The organism is Methylobacillus pratensis (assembly GCF_054072455.1).
Genome location: NZ_JBSUSR010000004.1, coordinates 19,667 through 37,348, shown reverse-complemented (window position 1 = coordinate 37,348; position 17,682 = coordinate 19,667). Strand labels below are relative to the sequence as shown.

Sequence of the window (17,682 nt, the reverse complement as noted above, 5' to 3'; positions counted from 1 at the left end):
TTAGCCTTCTAAGAAAGACATAGACTGTACAGCATCAAATTGCTCAGCCGTTAGATAAACATAAGACTGAGGAGCACGCATGCCAGGAATGGCTTCGGAAAGAGGTAATGGGGTTTCAAGGCGCCTTACGTTTTTTATCAATAAAGCATACCCTTTTGAAATACCATGAAAATAATTCCTCAAATTTTGCCGAGTAATACCACCACCATAAATTTTGGCCATATCCCATAACCCTTCTTTACCTGCTGAAAGCACATTATCTATTTCTGCTATGGCAGAAACTCTCATTTCTGGCGAAGTTGAATAGATAATCAGGTGGGTTATTTTCTCAGCTGTCCATACACGACGGAACTCTACTTTTTTAGAGCCATCCAGTATCCTTTCTACATATTTTGGATGAATGGAGATCAATACGGCCCTAGTTTCCCGCTGCATTTAAAAAACCCCTGTATCTTGATTCATCGAGCTTAACGATAGACTGAGGATGACCCGACAAAATTCCACGTGCCTTTAACTCCTTGTATGAAATAGGTGGCTGAAGATGTTTTACCACTCTGAAAAGGATGATTTTCACTTCCCTCTTTTTTGCCATATCAGAAATTTGCTCAAATGAATAGACTGTACGCCTACTGACCTGTGCCGAAATTTCTGCCGAATCACTCGATATGGTGAAGTCGTCTACTACACCTATTGTAGTCAACATTTTTTCGTCATGAGATCTATAAAAAAGCACAATATCTCCAGGAACAATACTTTTTGTTTGTGCATGACATAAATAAGCCAATTTAATGGCATTTCCAACATGTCGATTAGGGCTTTCAAAAAGTCCTAGTTGCATGCTGCTAGGACTCAAATAATCAGGAAATAGAATGTCATGATATTCAGGAACAATTGGAACAAGATATTTTGAGACTCCACTATCTTGACGATAATGCGGATAATAAAGCCGAACAAAGTCTTTCGCGTCAATTAAATCATCGGGGGCAGATACAGGGTGTTTCTTCACCCAAACAGTATCCCCTTCATAATTCTCTGAATGCCCGATGAAACCGAAATCTTCCAATAACAAGGCCAGATAATGCTGCTTACCTGCATTACCATGAATAAAAATATTGAGACATTCATTTTCAGTGGCATAACGAAAAGCTGCTTTCAGAAATAGCTCTCCTATTTTTCTACCTCGCACAGACTCGCCAACTTTAAAAGTACAGAGTTTAAGTGCTTTTCCCGTGAGAGCTTCACCTGAGTCGGTTATTTTCTCATTTACCTGTTCAGCGTATATACAGAGGCCACCAAGATTTCCTTGGTCATTTCTACATATCCATGCTCTCCTTCCTTCTTGGGCTTTTCTCCCAAACCAATCATTGAATCCTTGATAGTCACCTCTAAGACTATTAAAAAACTCGCTCTCCAATTCTGGTGAAAGAAAATGCAGCGGCACATCTTCAATATTGGGAAGATGAACTTCTGCTGGCTCATGTAAACGACGCAGCCAATCTTCAGCCGTCTGAATATTATAAACTCGGTCACTTAGCCCATGTTCTCTGGCTCTAGCATGGAGACCTCTATCCTCTGTGATTAGTGCATGAGCTGCATTACATTGAAGAGCATAGAGAATTTCATTATCGCATACGTTATTCGGTGAACTACTATCGGTGCTCCATGGACAACCAGAAACCGCTTCTAGTTTTTCATACTGATCTAACCGTGATAGTGTTCTATTCCGTCGATTCGCATCACTATCTCTTTCAATATCTACTAGCGAAGCAGGGTGATAAAGAAGCTGATGCCCCCCCTTACCTGCCAAACGAATGAAATTCTTGAGATTGTCATTCAAGACAATATATGAATCCTGTAGAGGAATAAGAATATTCGTGTCAAGCAAGAGGCGCATAAGAAAAGTCCCTACTCTATTGATGCTACAGAGAGTGATGAATCTGCGATTACCATCTTTCCAGTCTGATCGATAAGCTGCCCATAGAAGGCTTTTCTCAAGATGGATTGGCGGAGAGATTCGGATTTATTTAGCTCCAAATCAATTTCACATATAAAGTTATCGGTGAGCGATAACTTTCCTTCCAAGAGCTGGATGATTTCACGTTGTTCATCTGATGAGCAATAAGGAAATGGATAGCTCTGTAGCTTTTCGCCGTTAATGTTTGATTGATTAACGCCGTCAGTTTTTACAGTGCTTCCATACTGTTTTGCAATATGTGAATTAAGGAATAAATTAAGGTATTTAGCCTCCACGATTGAAGCAATCTGGTTAATGCGAATTAGATACCCTGCAAAGACTGCTGGCTGCTCATTCCTGTAAATAGAATCCAACCTAATTTTTCCCATGTCCACTTAGTCGGAATATTGGGTAAATTAGCTTTTATATCGAAAGCTAATTCAGTGACAGATTTCGGTTCCCTAGGCTTTGTTGGCCGTTTTCCTTTTTTGCCGTTAGATTCCCACTTTTTCTCCGACAGCTTCCATTTGACCAGCTGTTGCTGGTAGCAGGATTGGCGTTCTTGCTGGATGCGGGAGAGGAGTTGTTCAGGAGTTTCTAGTTTGTCGGCGTTTTCCTTGCGCCATTGTTCGGTGAGTTTGCCTTCAAAGGCGTGCTTGAGGAGTGATTGACGGTAGGTTTTGAGTTGTTCGCGGGCTGTTTTCAGGGATTGGATGCCGTTGTCCAGTTCGGAGAAAAGTTCTTCGATTTTGGCAACAATGCGTTTTTGATCTTCCAAATCAAAAAATGGAAGTTCAAATTTTGATATTTGCTTGTAGTTGACTCTTGGCCTGTCTCCAGAATCCAGCGAGTTAGCAAATGCAACAAAATCACTACTATTGAGCCTGTATGCCAAAAATTTTGCATTAATAAGGTCTGGTTGGTGAAAAATAATGAACTCGGACGAACAAAGGCCATCCCGATCAGCCACCCAAACTTTATTGAGATATGGACGCAGGCGAGAGTACAAGACATCCCCTTTATAAAATCTCTTAGCCGAACTTTTTAGGTCAGCTGAATCTTTGCAGCCCATAAGTCGCATCGTGTGTGCTTCTATATCGTCAAGACCAATGAACGGCACGCCAGCATGTGCTTTCGGCTCCACTTTCTCCGTTCTTTCGGCTATTTTTCCAAGTGAAATGCTGCTCACGCCACCAACTCCCGATTCATCTCCTCAATCACCCAATCCATCCTGTCGCCAAACAGTTGATACATCTTGCCCAGCCCGCCTTGCGCGTCGAAGGGAGACATGTCGAGGTCATCGTGCTCGAAGTGGCAGGAGTGGATGATGTGATCGCGGATGAGGTGGAGCCAGGCCATTTGTTGTTCGTTGAATTTGTCGCTGCCGCCTGCGTGATATTTCATCATCCACTGTTGAAAGTTCTTGCGCACGGTGGCGTCAAAGGGGGTGATGGTGGCGTCCAGTCCGCAGACACGGCGGATGAGAGCGACGAGAGTGGTCAGTTCCGAGACTGGATTCCCGCTTTCGCGAGAATGACGAGCATTTTGAGTGTTACGAGTATTGTCCAGATGTTCATACGCCTGCCAGACGCGCAGCGGGGCGAGTTTGGGGCGTTCCTGCTTGAGTTTGTCCAGCAACGCCTTGAGCTGTGGGTAGGTGATATGGCTGCGCCGCGCAGGGGTGTGGAAGTAGACGCTGAGGGCGTCGATTTCGTTTTGGTGCTCATGCAGGTAATCAGCAAATTCCTGCGTCAGCGCCTCGGCATTGGCTTGGGTTTCACCTGCCCATTCGGCTTTTATCAGCTCGTCCAGGTCTTCGTGGACCACGGTTTGTTCTTTGTCGCGGCGGATGGTGTCTATCAACTCAATCAATTCGCCATTGAAGACCTTGGCTACCTCGGCGACCAGTTGTTGTTGGGCCTGATCGCGGGCGCTGTCGCCGGGGTCTGAGCCTGCCGGCAGGCTGGTGATTTCCAGCGCCCGCTGCTCCACGCGGTCGCCGTCAATGGCGTTGAACAGCTCGCCTACAATGACGAGCAGCGGCATGCCGCCTGCCTTTTCGGCAATGCGGGCGCGTTCTTCGTCATCCAGTTGCTTGTCGAGCCGCGCCAGCCGGCCAGCCAGAGAGGAAACCGTATCGCTGTCGCTGGCGCCCATCATCACACCCATCGCTAAATCTTTGAGCGGCACGCCGGGCTTGGTAATCAGTGAGGTGCTGGCCGTTTTCAGTGATTTGGTGACGCCAATGGCATCGACAATCACATAGTGGGTCTTGCCGCTGGTGGCCGAGGGCGTGACTTTTTGCAGACTGTCCTTGTCCAGCGTGCGGGTGCCGCGTCCTTTCATTTGCTCAAAGTAGCTGCGGCTTTTCACGTCGCGCATGAACAGCAGGCATTCGAGCGGGCGCACGTCGGTGCCGGTGGCGATCATGTCCACGGTGACGGCGATGCGCGGGTAGTAGTCGTTACGGAACTGGGCAAGCACGGACTTGGGGTCTTCTGCGTTGTGGGTGATTTTCTTGCAAAACTGGTTGCCTTCGCCAAATACCTCGCGCACGGTCTGGATGATGTCGTCGGCGTGGCTGTCGGTTTTGGCAAAGATCAGGGTTTTCGGTACTTCCTTGCGTCCCGTAAAAATCACCGGCAATTTTTTGCGGAAAGTGTCGATGACGGTGAGAATCTGATCCGGGTTGACGATGTTGCGATCAAGCTGTTTGGCTGTGTAGACCTCGTCTTCATCTTGCGTTTCCCAACGCTTGCGGCGGGTTTGCCGCTCGCGTTTTTCCACCAGTTGCTCGGCGGTGATGGTGCCGCCTTGGGTGGATTTTTCGGTTTCGATGAGAAAAACTTCGTTGCCCACGTTGACACCATCGGCCACGGCTTTTTCGTGGTTGTATTCGCTCACCACGTTCTTGCGGAAGAAGCCGTAGGTACGGTTGTCTGGCGTGGCGGTGAGGCCGATCAAGTAGGCGTCGAAGTATTCCAGCACCTGTCGCCAGAGGTTGTAGATGGAGCGGTGACACTCGTCGATGATGATGACGTCGAAAAACTCCGGTGGCAGCTTGGGGTTGTAGACTACTGGCAATGGTGTGTTGGGCTTGGTGTATTGCTCGGCCAGACTCTGCTCTTCCAACGCCTCATCCAGCGGTTCGTCCTTGAGGATGGAGTACATGCGCTGGATGGTGCTAATGGTAATCTGGGTATCCGTGGCGACGTGCTGGCTTTTGAGCCGCTGCACGGTGTACAGCTCGCTGAACTTGCGGTTGTCGTCGTTAGGCAGGAAGCTCAGAAACTCCTGCTCGGCCTGTTCACCGAGGTTCTTGGTATCCACCAGAAACAGAATGCGATTGACGCTGACTGGCTCTTTGAGCAGACGGTAACTGGCTGTGATGGCAGTGAAGGTTTTGCCGGCGCCAGTTGCCATTTGTACCAATGCACGGGGCTTGTCCTTTTTGAGAGAGTCTTCCAGATTAGTGATGGCTGTAATCTGGCAGGCGCGCAGGCCATCGGTGTTCAGCGGCGGCAGGTCTTGCAGGCGGCCACGCAGGCTTTTGCCTTCCTGCATCCAGCGGGCCAGTGTTTCTGGGCGGTGAAAGTTGAATATTTCGCGTGAGCGCGGGTGGGGGTCAAGGCTATCCGTAAAGCGGGTGACTGTGCCCGTGCTCTCATAGATGAAACGCAGCGATTGATTGTTGACCCATTTCAGCTTGGCCTGTGCGTAGCCGCCGGACTGTTCTTCCACAGTGGTGATTTTCTCGCCCCAGCTTTCCGGCTTGGCCTCGATGACGCCTACGGCCTGCCGATCGACGAACAACACATAATCCGCCGGGCCGATATCGGTCTGGTACTCGCGCACGGCGATGCCTTGCGCGGCAGCAAAGTCGATTTTTTTATTGTCTTGTATGACCCAGCCTGCCTGTTGCAGCAGAGTATCTATCTGATCGCGGGCACGTTGTTCGGGATTCTGGTTGACCATGCTTCAGTTGCCTCGATTGGTGCTTGCTGAATGCTGATGAATCGTTGAAGGCTCTATGCGCTCCATTAGCTCACCGATACTGCAGTCGAATAATGTACATAGCTTGTCGAGCGCTGCCAGATCTACTTTCTGCGCAGTTTCTTTGTAGAGCAAGGTGACTGTGGCACGGCTCAGTCCAGTCTCTCTGGCAACATCTGATATACGCATTTTGTGCTCACCCATCATGCGGGCGAGATGGCAGCGGATCATGGTTTTTGCCCTTACCGTCAGGAGTTTGGAAAGAATGACCGAGGATATCACGGCCTTTGAATTTGCATGATGTTTTGCGAGCTTAAATTAAATTATGTTTGTCTGAATCGCAAATCTTCATGCAGGACTTTGCTGGGGTTATGGAAGGTTGCTGATAATAGGCATCCAATATCAGTAGCGTAGTGGCTGGTGACAACCTGCTAAAACAACATCAAATCCACGGCAAGCACAATGCCTGCAAAGGATATGGCACAGGCCAGCACAGTTGTTAGCCAAGGCACGGGTAGCTGAGGGACGTCTTCTGGGGGCAGGCTCTGGACATAGCGGTGATGATTGTATTGCGCGCAGAGGATGATAGCGGCGCCGGTGAGCACCAGGGCGACGCCCAATAAATCAGACAGCCAACGATGTTGCATCAGGTGCTCGACAGCACCGGGCGCGAGCAGGGTGAGGAACAGGCCGAAGCGCGCCACGACGAACCCCAGCGCCATGAGCGTCAGGCCGGAACGCAGCCATGCCAGCAGGGTGCGTTCGGCAGCGAAGAATACTCTTGGGTCTGACACGGATTCCCCTGTTTAAGGCAATTGTTCTTTGGTCAGCAGGAAGACGAATTCGTTGCCCGAATCCACTTCCAGCCAGGTAAACGGCAAGTGCGGATACGCTTCCAGCAGCGCGTCGCGATTGTGGCCGATTTCCACTACCAGCAGGCCGTTGTCGTTCAAGTGCTTCTTGGCTTCATGCAGCAGGGTTTGGGTGTGGTCCAGTCCCGCGGCGCCGCTGCCCAGCGCGATCTGCGGCTCGTTGCGGTATTCCTGCGGCAACAGTTCCATGGAAGGCGCGTCCACATAGGGCGGATTGCTGATGATGAGGTCGTAAGTCTTGCCTTGCAGGTTGCTGAACATATCGGACTCCACGGCGCTGATCTGGTCTTCCAGGCCGTAGTTGCGGATATTGATGTTCGCCACCGCCAGCGCGTCGGGAGAGATGTCCACGACGTCGATCTGCGCGTTGGGGAAGGCATTTGCCAGCAACACGCCAAGACAGCCGCTGCCGGTACAGATGTCAGCGGCGCTTTCCACCATTTCCGGGTATTCGATCCAGGGGTTGAGGCTGTCCTCAAGCAGTTCGGCAATGAAGGAGCGCGGCACGATGACGCGTTCGTCCACGTAGAACTTGAAGCCCTTGAGCCATGCCTCGTTGACCAGATAGGCGGTCGGGGTACGGTCGGTGATGCGGCGGCGGATCAGCTCTTTCAGGCGTGTACGTTCCGGCGGCAGCAGGCGCGCATCCAGGAAGTTGTCCAGGGTGTCGTGCGGCAGGTGCAGGGACGACAGGATCAGCCATACGGCTTCGTCATAGGCATTGTCGGTGCCGTGGCCGAAAAAGATGCTGGATTCTTCGAAGCGGCTGACGGCGAAACGCAGCCAGTCACGGATGGTGTGGAGTTCTTCAGTAATGCCGGGGAATCTCATCATTTCAATAGCGCTTCCAGGGTGAGCTTGTATGCATGCTGCAGGGGTTCTATGTCCGCGATGGCAACGCACTCGTTGAGTTTGTGGATGGTCGCGTTGAGCGGGCCGAATTCGACGATTTGGGCGGCAATGTCGGCAATGAAGCGGCCGTCGGAGGTGCCGCCGCTGGTGGAAAGCTCGGGCGTGACGCCGAAAGCCTGTTCAATCGCGGCCGAAATGGCAATGACCAGGGAGCCTTTCGGTGTCAGGAACGGCTTGCCGGAAAGTTCCCAGGCCAGGTCGTAGTCCAGCTGGTGGCTGTCGAGGATGGCGTGGACGCGCTGCTTGAGGCTTTCGGCAGTGCTGGCGGTGGAAAACCTGAAGTTGAACAGGATCTCGACTTCGCCAGGCACGACATTGGTGGCGCCGGTGCCGCCATGGATATTGGATATCTGCCAGGAAGTAGGCGGGAAATATTCGTTGCCTTCGTCCCATACGGCGTCGGCCAGTTCCTTGATCGCGGGCGCAGCCATGTGGATCGGGTTCTTCACCAGGTGGGGATAGGCGATATGGCCTTGTATCCCCTTGACGGTCAGTCTGCCCGAGAGCGAGCCGCGGCGTCCGTTCTTGATCATGTCGCCGCCGACCTTGCTGGAGGTCGGCTCGCCGACGATACAGTAATCGATCAGCTCGTTGCGCGCCTTGAGGGTTTCGACCACTTTGACGGTGCCGTTGACTGCCACGCCTTCTTCATCCGCAGTGATGATGAGGCCGATCGAGCCGGGGTGGTCGGGATGGTCTGTCACGAAGTCTTCGATTGCAGTGATGAAGGCCGCCAGCGAGGTCTTCATGTCGGCAGCGCCGCGTCCATAGAGCATGCCGTCCTTGACGGTGGGCTCGAACGGCGGGGTATGCCATTGCTCTACCGGGCCGGTAGGGACGACATCCGTATGCCCGGCAAACACCAGCAGCGGACCAGCATTGCCGCGCCGGGCGTAGAAGTTGTCCACATCGCCGAAACGCAGGCGCTCAATGGTGAAGCCCAACGGCTCCAGGCGCGAGATCAGCAGCGCCTGGCAGCCTTCGTCGTTGGGAGTGACGGATTGCCGTGCAATCAGGTCCTTGGCCAGTTCCAGCGTCCTGCTCATGCAGTGACCAGCTTGGCATAAGCTGCTTCGGTGAAGCCCAGGCTAATGAGCTGGCCATCCTTCACCAGCACCGGGCGCTTGATGACGGAAGTCTTGTCCTGCATGAGCTTGATAGCGGAAGTATTGTCGGTGACCGCTGCCTTTTCTGCCTCGCTCAGCCCGCGCCAGGTCATGCCTGCCCGGTTTACCAACTTTTCCCATTCCACCTGGCTGAGCCATTGCTTGAGCGTTTCTTCACTGATGCCGGATTTCTTGAAATCATGGAATTCGTAAGCAACGCCGTGCTCATCCAGCCAGGTACGCGCTTTCTTCACTGTATTGCAGTTGGGGATACCGTAGAGCTTCATGTATATGCATCTTGATGACTATGGATCCCTGCATTTTACACTAGCGCGCTGGCGTGAGGCCCTCGGTCGTCATCGCGGGGTATGTAGACCATGCGATTTCTTCAGATTGGGCTTTTTCCTGCGGAGATGCGAACTTGCTGGACATCAGGAACTCGGCCAATTGGGCCTGATGCACGGGGTTGGCACAGAAAAAGCCTTGGATTTCGTTGCATTCCAGGGACAGCAGCGCATTGCGCTCGTCCTCGTTGCTTACCTGTTCCGCCGCCACCTTGAGGTTCTGGGTGTGCGCCAATTCAATGATCGCGCCGGCAATCGCACGGGTTTTCTGGTTGCTGATAAGGTCCTGGGTGAAGCTGCGGTCCAGCTTGAGCAATTTCAGGCCCAGGTGCTGTATGTAGGGCAGGCTCGAAAAGCGCGTGCCGAAATTCTCCAGACTGATCTTGAGGCTGATGGCCGGCAGCTGTTTGAGCAGGTCGGTGTAATGCTCCGGCTGCTGCATGAAATCCGACTCAGCCACTTCCAGGATCAACGCGTCGGCCGGCAGCCTGAAGTGGCTCAGCTTGGCCGCGACCTGTCGCTGAATATCGGGAAAACGCAATTGCATGGAAGTGAGCGGCAGGTAGACCGGTACATGAATGCGCTGCTGGCGCAATGTATTTACGACGCGGTAGCTCTGTTCCAGCACCCAGGCATTGATGTCATCGATCAAGCCGATGTTTTCCGCCATGGGAGCGAAGGTGGCGGCAGGGATGGCGCCTTTGGTCGGGTGCAGCCAGCGGGGTTGTATTTCCAGCCCGGTGATGGTGTTGCCGATGATGTCCATGCGCGGCTCGAAGTAGAGCACCATTTCCCCGTTTTCGATCGCGTGGCGCAGCTCCTGCCGGGTTTCCAGCAGGTCGAAGGAAGAGGGTTCCAGCCGGTCGTCGAACAGGCGGAAACCATGGTTGTCGCTGGGCTGCACGCGGTGCATGGCAGCTTCGGCATAAGTCAGCAGCCGATCGGCATCGCCGTGCTTGGGGTACAAGGACAACCCGGCCCTGGCTTCGAGCGTAATGTCATGGCGGTCGATGCGGAATGTGGTGTTCAGCGACTGCATGATTCTTTCCATGACCGGCACGATGTCATGCTCGTGCTTGATGTCCTCGAAAAGCACGAGAAATTCTTCAGATCCGTTGTAGGCCGCCATGTCGCAACCGCGAATGGTGTCCTGGATGCGTTTTGCAGCAGAGCGCAGGACCTCGTCGCTGATGTGCTGGCCCAGCTCCTGTTTGATCAGCTTCAAGTTGTCGAGTTTGATGATGGCAACAGCCAGCGCACTGCCGAGGCGTGCGGTACGGCGGATGCCGATGTTGAGGTGATGCTGGAAATAACGGTGGTTCGGCAGCTGGGTGAGGTCGTCGAGCATGCTCATGCGGCTGAGCTTGTCCTGCGTGTCGGCGTGCAGCCAATTGTCCCTGTCGCGGTGGCGCGAATCCACGATGGTCAGGATGGCGGCAAGCAGGATCAGGGTACAGATGCCCAGGGCGATAATCACCGAGAACAAGCCGGGCTGTGATGCGGATGCCGCGGTGAAAACGAAATGGGGCGGAATCTCGATTGCGGCCATTGCCGTAAAGTGGGTGCAGGCAATGCCGCCAGCCATCATGGTGGAAGCGTAGAGCCGTGAGCTGAGGCGGGTGTTCATGGATTGGCGGTCGGCATGGAACATGCAAGCCAGGGCAAGGATCGAGATGGCGATGGCAATGCTGACGGATAATGCCAGCAATGTCTTGTTGTAGGTGATTTCGGGGTACATCTGCATGGCATGCATGCCGGTGTAATGCATGCCGCTGATGCCCAGCCCCATCACTACCCCGGCAACAATCAGTACCTGCAGGTTGAGGCCGGGCCTGCTGGCGATATCCAGCGCCAGCCATGAGACGCTGACGGCAATCAGCCAGGACAATATGGTTTCGTCAATCATGGATTCCATCGGAGTAGGCAGCGACCAGGCAAGTATGCTGATGAAGTGCATGGCCCAGATGCCCGAGCCCATGGCGACGGCGCCTAGACCCATCCACGCCTTGGCAGATCGGCCTTGATTGCGGACAACACGATTGGTGAACATGAATGCAGCCATCGATGAGATGAATGCAATCGCAATTGAAAGCAGCACCAGTTTGTAATCGTAATCGCCTGTCATGGTTATCCTTATATCCTGCAAAAAAATGTGGATTTGATATCCATATGGCAACTTTTATGCCGTCGGGAGAAAACAAGGTGGATGGGGATTTTTTTATTATATAAAACAGGCGCTTATTTGTTTGTTTGTGAATGGTATGAGGGCTGGCGATAGGCAATAAAAAACCTGCCGCCGGCAGGTTTTTGTTGGAGCTTCGACGCCAGTGTCAGAATATTGACAGCTTGGCTAGATGGTTTGGTTTAGATGCCACGCAGTAGTTCGTTGATGCCTACTTTAATACCGAAACTTTTGGCTCCGGCACGGCTCGCGCCTTAACTTGGGCAGATGCCCAAGTTAGCCTTCACCGAAAACGCTTGGTACTGCGATCGTTTTTACAGTGCTTAAATGCCGCGTAGCAACTCGTTGATACCAACCTTGCCAAGCGTTTTTTGGCTACGGCCCGGCTTTGCCTTAACCCGGGCAATGCCCGGGTTAGCCTACACCGAAAGACCTTGGGAACGCAGACTCAATTTCTCTTTGTTAAATACCGTTAAATACCACGCAATAGTTCGTTTATGCCCACTTTACCCAAGGTCTTTTCATCGACTTTCTTGACGATGACGGCGCAGTAGAGGCTATAGCTGCCATCCTTGGAAGGCAGGTTGCCCGATACCACGACGGAGCCTGACGGCACGCGGCCATAGGTCACTTCGCCGGTTTCGCGGTCGTAGATCTTGGTGCTCTGACCGATGTAGACGCCCATGGAAATCACGCAGTTGTCTTCGACGATGACGCCTTCGACCACTTCGGAGCGCGCGCCGATGAAGCAGTTGTCGCCGATGATGGTGGGGCCTGCCTGTACGGGCTCAAGCACACCGCCAATGCCTACGCCGCCGGAAAGGTGCACGTTCTTGCCGATCTGGGCGCAGGAGCCGACAGTGGCCCAGGTGTCCACCATGGTGCCTTCGCCGACATAAGCGCCAATGTTGACATAGGAAGGCATCAGCACTGCGTTCTTGGCAATGAAGGAACCGCGGCGCACGATGGCGTTGGGCACGACGCGGAAGCCGCCGGCCTTGAAGTCTGCTTCAGTATAGTTGGCGAACTTGGGCGGAACCTTGTCGAAATACTTAGTGACGCCGTCATCGAGCAGGACATTGTCTTCGAGGCGGAAGGAGAGCAATACGGCTTTCTTGATCCATTGGTGGGTTACCCAGTTCTGGCCGTCGGTGCGCTCTGCCACGCGCAGCTTGCCGCTATCGAGGTCGGCAAGCACGCTGAACACGGCATCCTTGATTTCTGCGCTGGCAGTGGACGGGGTAATCTCGGCACGACGCTCGAACGCGTCTTCGATAATGGTTTGCAAATTGCTCATCTAAGATTCCTAGGGATCGCTTCAGATAAAACCGCCATTTTACCTGAAAACGGCCCCATGGTTAGGCTAGAGCCGGGATAAGCACCGGCAGGTGCTTGAATCGCCTTATTTGCCTTGCTTCTTTGCTTGTTCGTACAGCGGCATCACGGAAGGGATGAGGCGCTTGATGTCCGCCATGCGTGACTCGTCCGAAGGGTGGGTGCTGAGGATTTCCGGCGGTTTCTCGCCGCCTACCGCGCTCATTTTCTGCCAGAGGCTCAAGGCGGCATTCGGGTTGTAGCCCGCGCGTGCGGCAAGCTCGAGGCCGATTTGATCGGCTTCGTGCTCCGCAGTGCGGCTGTTGGGCAGTGTCAGGGCGACCGCGGCGACGGTGCCGCCAACCGCGAGGGCCTGGACTGCGTTGTCGGCATTCTTGGTGCCGATGCCGACCACGGCGGCCAAGCCCAGCAGGCCGTATTGCTGCGCCTTGGCGCGGGACATGCGTTCGCGCACGTGCTCACGCAGGGCGTGGGCAATTTCGTGGCCCATCACGGCGGCGAGCTCGTCATCCGTGGGCTTGATCTGGTCGATCAGCCCGGTGTAGACCATGATCTTGCCGCCCGCCATGCAATAGGCGTTGATCTCCTTGCTTTCCTGCACGTTGACTTCCCATTTCCAGTTCGGGGCATCCGGGCGGAATACGCCGACATGCGCAATCAGCTTGTCGGCGATATTGCGGACGCGCTTGGTCTCGGCGCTGTCCGTATTCAGGAGTTTCTTGGATTGCGCGTCCTTGACGGTTTGCTGGTAGGCGAGGGCGGACTGCTCCACCGCCTCCTGCTCGGTAACGAGCCCGACGTATTGCTTGCGGTCGACGCCCACATTGCCGCTGCTGGTAGTGCTGACGGTGGTGCAGCTCGTAAGCTGGGCTAGTGCCAGCGCAATCAATATCAGTCTGATGGAATTCATGTTTACAACCTTATTAAGCGACTTGATGACGTCAATCGATATCTATTCTAGACCGTGCCGAGCTGGGCCGACAATCCTTAGAGCCTGTTCCATACCTTTTTAGCGACCACGCTGTCCTGGCAGGGTAGGCGATACAAGGCGCAAACCGCAGACGTGCCTATTGCCCGGCGAGGATTTGCAACGCAGCAGAGGCTGCGCTGCCAGGGCAACCCGGAGGGCACGGCTCCAAGACGCGCCTGCTCCGCGTTGTAGTCCTTGGCAAGGCAATAAGCATTACCTGCGGACTGCGCCTTGATCAGACACGTCTTGGAGCCGTGCGTGCCGATAAAAAGGTATGGAACAGGCTATTAGATTGTCACTTGCGCACCTAGTTCGATCACACGGTTTGGCGGCAGCTTGAATTGGTTGGTGACGCTGTCCGCATTGCGGAACATGCCGACGAACAGCTTGTTCCGCCAATACGCTATGCCCGCGGAACGGCTGGCAAACAGGGTTTCCTTGCCGATGAAGAACGAGGTATCCATGGTGTCTAGCTCCAGGCCCAGCTGTTTGGTCAGCTCGAGGTCGCGCGGCAGGTCCGGGTCGTCCTTGAAGCCGTAGTTCACCGTGATGCGGTAGAAGCCGTGCGGCAATTCCTCCAGCCCCAGCCGGCTGCGCTCTGCAACGTAGGGGACGTCGGCAAAGTTGACCGTCAGCAGGATATTGCGCTCATGCAGTATCTTGTTGTGCTTGAGGTTGTGCAGCATGGCATGCGGGACGCCGTGCGGGTTGGGCGTCATGAAGATGCCGGTGCCTTGCACACGCTGCGGCGGATGGGCGCCGATGGCGTCGATGAAGGGTTCCAGCAGCATGGACTCGTCGCGCAGGCGTTCGAGCAGCAGGCTACGCCCGCGCTTCCAGGTGGTCATCAGCGTGAAGATGACGATGCCGATCAGGATGGGCACCCAGCCGCCGTCGGGAATCTTGAGGATATTGGCGCTGAAGAATGCGAGATCGATGACGAGGAACAGGCCGACCAACGCCAGGGTGCGCGGCCAGCTCCAGTGCCAGATGCCGTGGAACACGATGCCGGCCAGCAGGGTGGTGAACAGCATGTTGCCGGTGACGGCGATGCCATAGGCCGCGGCCAGGTCGCCCGACGAGCCGAAGCCGACGACCAGCGCCATGACGGCTACCATCAGGCTCCAGTTGATGTAGGGCATGTAGATCTGGCCTTTTTGCCGCTCCGAGGTGTGCAGGATGCGCATGCGCGGCAGGTAGCCAAGCTGCAATGCCTGGGCCGAGATCGAGAATGCGCCCGAGATCACTGCTTGCGAGGCGATCACGGTGGCGAGCGTCGCCAGGCCGATCAGCGGGTACAGCATCCATTGCGGGGCCATGAGGTAAAAGGGGTTCTTGATCGCTTCCGCATCGTGCAGCACCAGGGCTCCCTGACCAAAGTAGTTCAATATCAAGGCGGGCAGAACAAAGCCGAACCATGCGTAGCGGATCGGCCTGGGGCCGAAATGTCCCATGTCGGCATAGAGCGCTTCCACCCCGGTGACGGCGAGCACCACGGAACCCAGCGCAACGAAGGCGATCCAGGGCGCGTTGATGAAGAACTGGATGGCGTAGAGCGGATTCAGCGCTTCCAGCACCCTGGGCTCGTGCAGGATGTTGATGATGCCAAGCGCGGCCAGGGTGCCGAACCACAGCAGCATCACCGGCCCGAACAGCGCGCCTGCCACAGCCGTGCCCTTGCTTTGCAGCCAGAACAGGGCGAACAGCACCGCCAGCGTAACGGGCACGATGAATTGGTCCAGTGCCGGTGCGGCCACCTCCACGCCTTCCACCGCTGACAGCACCGAGATCGCTGGCGTGATCATGCCGTCCGCATAGAACATACAGGCACCGACGATGCCGGCATACATCACCAGGCGTTTGCGCTCGCCCTTGATATTGCGGCTTGCCAGCGCAAGCAGCGCCATGATGCCGCCTTCGCCGTTGTTGTCCGCGCGCATGACGAACACGGTGTATTTCACCGAAACCACCATGATGAAGGACCAGAGGATCAAGGCGAGGATGCCGAAGACGTTGTCGTGCGTGAGCGGCACCGGGTGCGGGCTCACGGCAAATACTTCCTTCATGGTGTAGAGCGGGCTGGTGCCGATGTCGCCGAATACGACGCCCAGTGCGGCAAGGGCCAGGAGCGGGAGGGCTGGCTTGGTGGTGCCAGAGGGTTGCATATGGCAGCCTCAGTGAAAAATTGTCGCCATTCTACGCCCCTTGTAAATGCTTAGATAGCGTATGCAACCATGCTGGTTTGGCGGGAAATTGTGCGAGATCAGCGTTTCCGCCCGCGTGCGGCGCGTAATGCGGCGGCATAGGCGAGGCGTGCCCAGTAGGCGGCTTGTTCCGGCTCTTCGAGCATGTCGGCTGGTGCTTGGCAATAGGACATGGTGACCTCTTTTCCCTGCTTGGCGTAACGAAAGGCGGGCAGGCCGAGTGTCTCGAACTCCTTGCGGTTTTCCGCATCGGCCTTGAGGTAGAGCGTGTCGTCCGCGATCAACGCGAACATCAGGCCGTCGTGGTAAATGCCATAGCCGCCGAACATGCGCTTGGCATGGATGGGGCCGAAACCGTGCAGCAATTCTTCCAGGTGGCTGATGAGTTCGTTCATGCCGCCGGATGCTTGGGAGCATAAGAGTGACTAACGAAACTCAGCGCAGCGGTCCTGGCTAGGCGTTCTGCCGCAGGCAGTACAAGTCGTACGGCAAGGCAGGGCAACAACGCCAGGAGACTTTTGTTGGCCATTCTAGGTGCTTTTGTCGCGGATTTCAGCCTGGGCGCTGCCCTTGCCCAGGGTGAGCTTGACCTGGTCGCCGGGAGCGAGCTGGCTGCTGTCCTGCACCAGCTCGCCATTCAGCTTCTCCACCAGTGCGTAGCCGCGCTGCAATACCGCGCTCGGGTTCAGATACGTCAGGCTTTGCTGCACTGCCTGCAAGTGCTGGCGCTGCCTCTGCAGCTGCCTGGCCATGGCCTGGGTCAGGCGCAGATGCAATTGGGACAGGTGCTGCCGCTTGTGCTCGGCCTGCTGCATGGGGGACAACAGCCTGCGGCTGAGATAGTCGAGGTGCTGGCTGCGCTGCTGGAGCAGGCTTTGCATGCTGCGCGCCAGGCGGTTGCGGTGTTGCTGCAGGTTGCGCAGCAGGCTGCCGCGGTCAGGCGTGGTCAGTTCCGCGGCAGCGGTGGGGGTGGGCGCGCGCACGTCGGCGACGAAGTCCGCGATCGTGAAGTCGGTCTCATGGCCGACGGCGCTGATCACCGGCAATGCGCAGGCATGGATGGCGCGCGCGACGACTTCCTCGTTGAACTGCCACAAATCCTCGATACTGCCGCCGCCCCGGCACACGATGAGCACGTCGCATTCCGCGCGCTGGTCGGCGGCGCGGATGGCGGCGGCAATCAGCTTGGCCGCGCCCTTGCCCTGCACCGGCGTGGGGTAGATGACGACATTGACCGAAGGCATGCGGCGGCGCAGCGTGGTGAGCACGTCGCGCAAGGCGGCAGCGTCGGGCGAGGTAATGATGCCGATCTGGCGCGGGTGCGCGGGAATTGCAATCTTGTGCTCCGCGGCAAACAGGCCTTCGGCGGCGAGCTGGTTCTTGAGCTTCTCGTAGGCTTCGAACAGGTTGCCCAGTCCTGCGCGCTGCAGGAACTCGATGGTAAGCTGGAAATCGCCGCGTGCCTCGTAAAGCGTGACTACGGCACGCGCCTCGACCTTGTCGCCTTCGCGCGGCGCCCAGTCCAGGTAGGCGTTGCGGCCGCGGAACATCACGCAGCGTACCTGGGCGCCCTGGTCCTTGAGCGAGAAATACCAATGCCCCGAGGCCGCACGGGTCAGGTTGGAGATTTCGCCGCTGATCCAGAACAAGGGGAAGCTGGTTTCCAGTAGCTCGCGCGCCATGCGGTTGAGTTCGCTGACACTGAGGATGCGCTGAGGGTCTGCCATATCGGGTTTATATATTAGGTTTGTCTATTAAGGTTGTCTGCCGACCGTGCCCGGGTGTCGCAGCATGGATTGGTGCTAACCGG

The 17,682-nt window shown here is 55.4% G+C and carries 16 protein-coding genes; all 16 read right to left on the bottom strand.

Annotation, left to right across the window (positions count from 1 at the left end):
• The 16 genes from ACW4YW_RS09640 to xseA all read right to left on the bottom strand — a co-directional run bounded on the left by ACW4YW_RS09640 (position 1) and on the right by xseA (position 17,599).
• Complete coding sequence (locus tag ACW4YW_RS09640; RefSeq protein ID WP_457137343.1) at positions 1 to 435, bottom strand: hypothetical protein; 435 nt, start codon at positions 433 to 435, stop codon at positions 1 to 3.
• The gene (locus ACW4YW_RS09635; protein ID WP_457137342.1) at positions 419 to 1,894 is read right to left on the bottom strand and encodes a GNAT family N-acetyltransferase; all 1,476 of its coding nucleotides are present in this window, start codon (positions 1,892 to 1,894) and stop codon (positions 419 to 421) included. Before ACW4YW_RS09635 ends, ACW4YW_RS09640 begins: the two co-directional genes overlap by 17 nt.
• Positions 1,895 to 1,905: 11 nt before the next feature.
• The gene (locus tag ACW4YW_RS09630) at positions 1,906 to 2,328 is read right to left on the bottom strand and encodes a hypothetical protein (RefSeq protein WP_457137341.1); all 423 of its coding nucleotides are present in this window, start codon (positions 2,326 to 2,328) and stop codon (positions 1,906 to 1,908) included.
• Positions 2,277 to 3,143, bottom strand: coding sequence for a restriction endonuclease subunit S (locus tag ACW4YW_RS09625; protein WP_457137340.1), 867 nt, complete (start codon positions 3,141 to 3,143; stop codon positions 2,277 to 2,279). The genes ACW4YW_RS09630 and ACW4YW_RS09625 overlap by 52 nt, the downstream gene beginning before the upstream one ends.
• Positions 3,140 to 5,809 carry a type I restriction endonuclease subunit R gene (locus ACW4YW_RS09620; protein ID WP_457137339.1) on the bottom strand — a complete coding sequence of 890 codons (2,670 nt, stop codon included), beginning with the start codon at positions 5,807 to 5,809 and terminating at the stop codon, positions 3,140 to 3,142. Before ACW4YW_RS09620 ends, ACW4YW_RS09625 begins: the two co-directional genes overlap by 4 nt.
• A gap of 123 nt (positions 5,810 to 5,932) precedes the next feature.
• Positions 5,933 to 6,229 carry a helix-turn-helix domain-containing protein gene (locus tag ACW4YW_RS09615; RefSeq protein ID WP_457137338.1) on the bottom strand — a complete coding sequence of 99 codons (297 nt, stop codon included), beginning with the start codon at positions 6,227 to 6,229 and terminating at the stop codon, positions 5,933 to 5,935.
• A gap of 149 nt (positions 6,230 to 6,378) precedes the next feature.
• Positions 6,379 to 6,741, bottom strand: coding sequence for a YidH family protein (locus tag ACW4YW_RS09610; RefSeq protein ID WP_457137337.1), 363 nt, complete (start codon positions 6,739 to 6,741; stop codon positions 6,379 to 6,381).
• A 12-nt stretch (positions 6,742 to 6,753) separates the two neighbouring features.
• Positions 6,754 to 7,653: a 50S ribosomal protein L3 N(5)-glutamine methyltransferase gene (gene prmB / locus ACW4YW_RS09605; RefSeq protein WP_457137336.1), complete on the bottom strand. Its 900-nt coding sequence runs from the start codon at positions 7,651 to 7,653 to the stop codon at positions 6,754 to 6,756.
• Positions 7,650 to 8,777, bottom strand: coding sequence for a succinyl-diaminopimelate desuccinylase (gene dapE, locus ACW4YW_RS09600; protein WP_457137335.1), 1,128 nt, complete (start codon positions 8,775 to 8,777; stop codon positions 7,650 to 7,652). Before dapE ends, prmB begins: the two co-directional genes overlap by 4 nt.
• Positions 8,774 to 9,124 (bottom strand): ArsC family reductase, encoded by a 351-nt coding sequence (locus ACW4YW_RS09595; RefSeq protein WP_457137334.1) that lies wholly within the window; start codon positions 9,122 to 9,124, stop codon positions 8,774 to 8,776. Before ACW4YW_RS09595 ends, dapE begins: the two co-directional genes overlap by 4 nt.
• A gap of 40 nt (positions 9,125 to 9,164) precedes the next feature.
• On the bottom strand, positions 9,165 to 11,306 hold the full coding sequence (locus ACW4YW_RS09590; RefSeq protein ID WP_457137333.1) for a putative bifunctional diguanylate cyclase/phosphodiesterase: 2,142 nt from the start codon (positions 11,304 to 11,306) through the stop codon (positions 9,165 to 9,167).
• 529 nt (positions 11,307 to 11,835) lie between these two features.
• Positions 11,836 to 12,660, bottom strand: a complete 825-nt coding sequence (gene dapD, locus ACW4YW_RS09585; RefSeq protein WP_287111087.1) for a 2,3,4,5-tetrahydropyridine-2,6-dicarboxylate N-succinyltransferase — start codon at positions 12,658 to 12,660, stop codon at positions 11,836 to 11,838.
• A 105-nt stretch (positions 12,661 to 12,765) separates the two neighbouring features.
• Positions 12,766 to 13,608, bottom strand: a complete 843-nt coding sequence (locus tag ACW4YW_RS09580) for a M48 family metallopeptidase (RefSeq protein WP_457137332.1) — start codon at positions 13,606 to 13,608, stop codon at positions 12,766 to 12,768.
• A gap of 347 nt (positions 13,609 to 13,955) precedes the next feature.
• Positions 13,956 to 15,833 carry a potassium transporter Kup gene (locus ACW4YW_RS09575; RefSeq protein ID WP_457137331.1) on the bottom strand — a complete coding sequence of 626 codons (1,878 nt, stop codon included), beginning with the start codon at positions 15,831 to 15,833 and terminating at the stop codon, positions 13,956 to 13,958.
• Between the two features lie 98 nt (positions 15,834 to 15,931).
• Positions 15,932 to 16,267 carry a TfoX/Sxy family protein gene (locus ACW4YW_RS09570; protein WP_457137330.1) on the bottom strand — a complete coding sequence of 112 codons (336 nt, stop codon included), beginning with the start codon at positions 16,265 to 16,267 and terminating at the stop codon, positions 15,932 to 15,934.
• A 135-nt stretch (positions 16,268 to 16,402) separates the two neighbouring features.
• A complete protein-coding gene (xseA, locus tag ACW4YW_RS09565) occupies positions 16,403 to 17,599 on the bottom strand; it encodes an exodeoxyribonuclease VII large subunit (RefSeq protein WP_457137329.1) in 1,197 nt (398 codons plus the stop codon).
• Between the last annotated feature and the right edge of the window lie 83 nt (positions 17,600 to 17,682).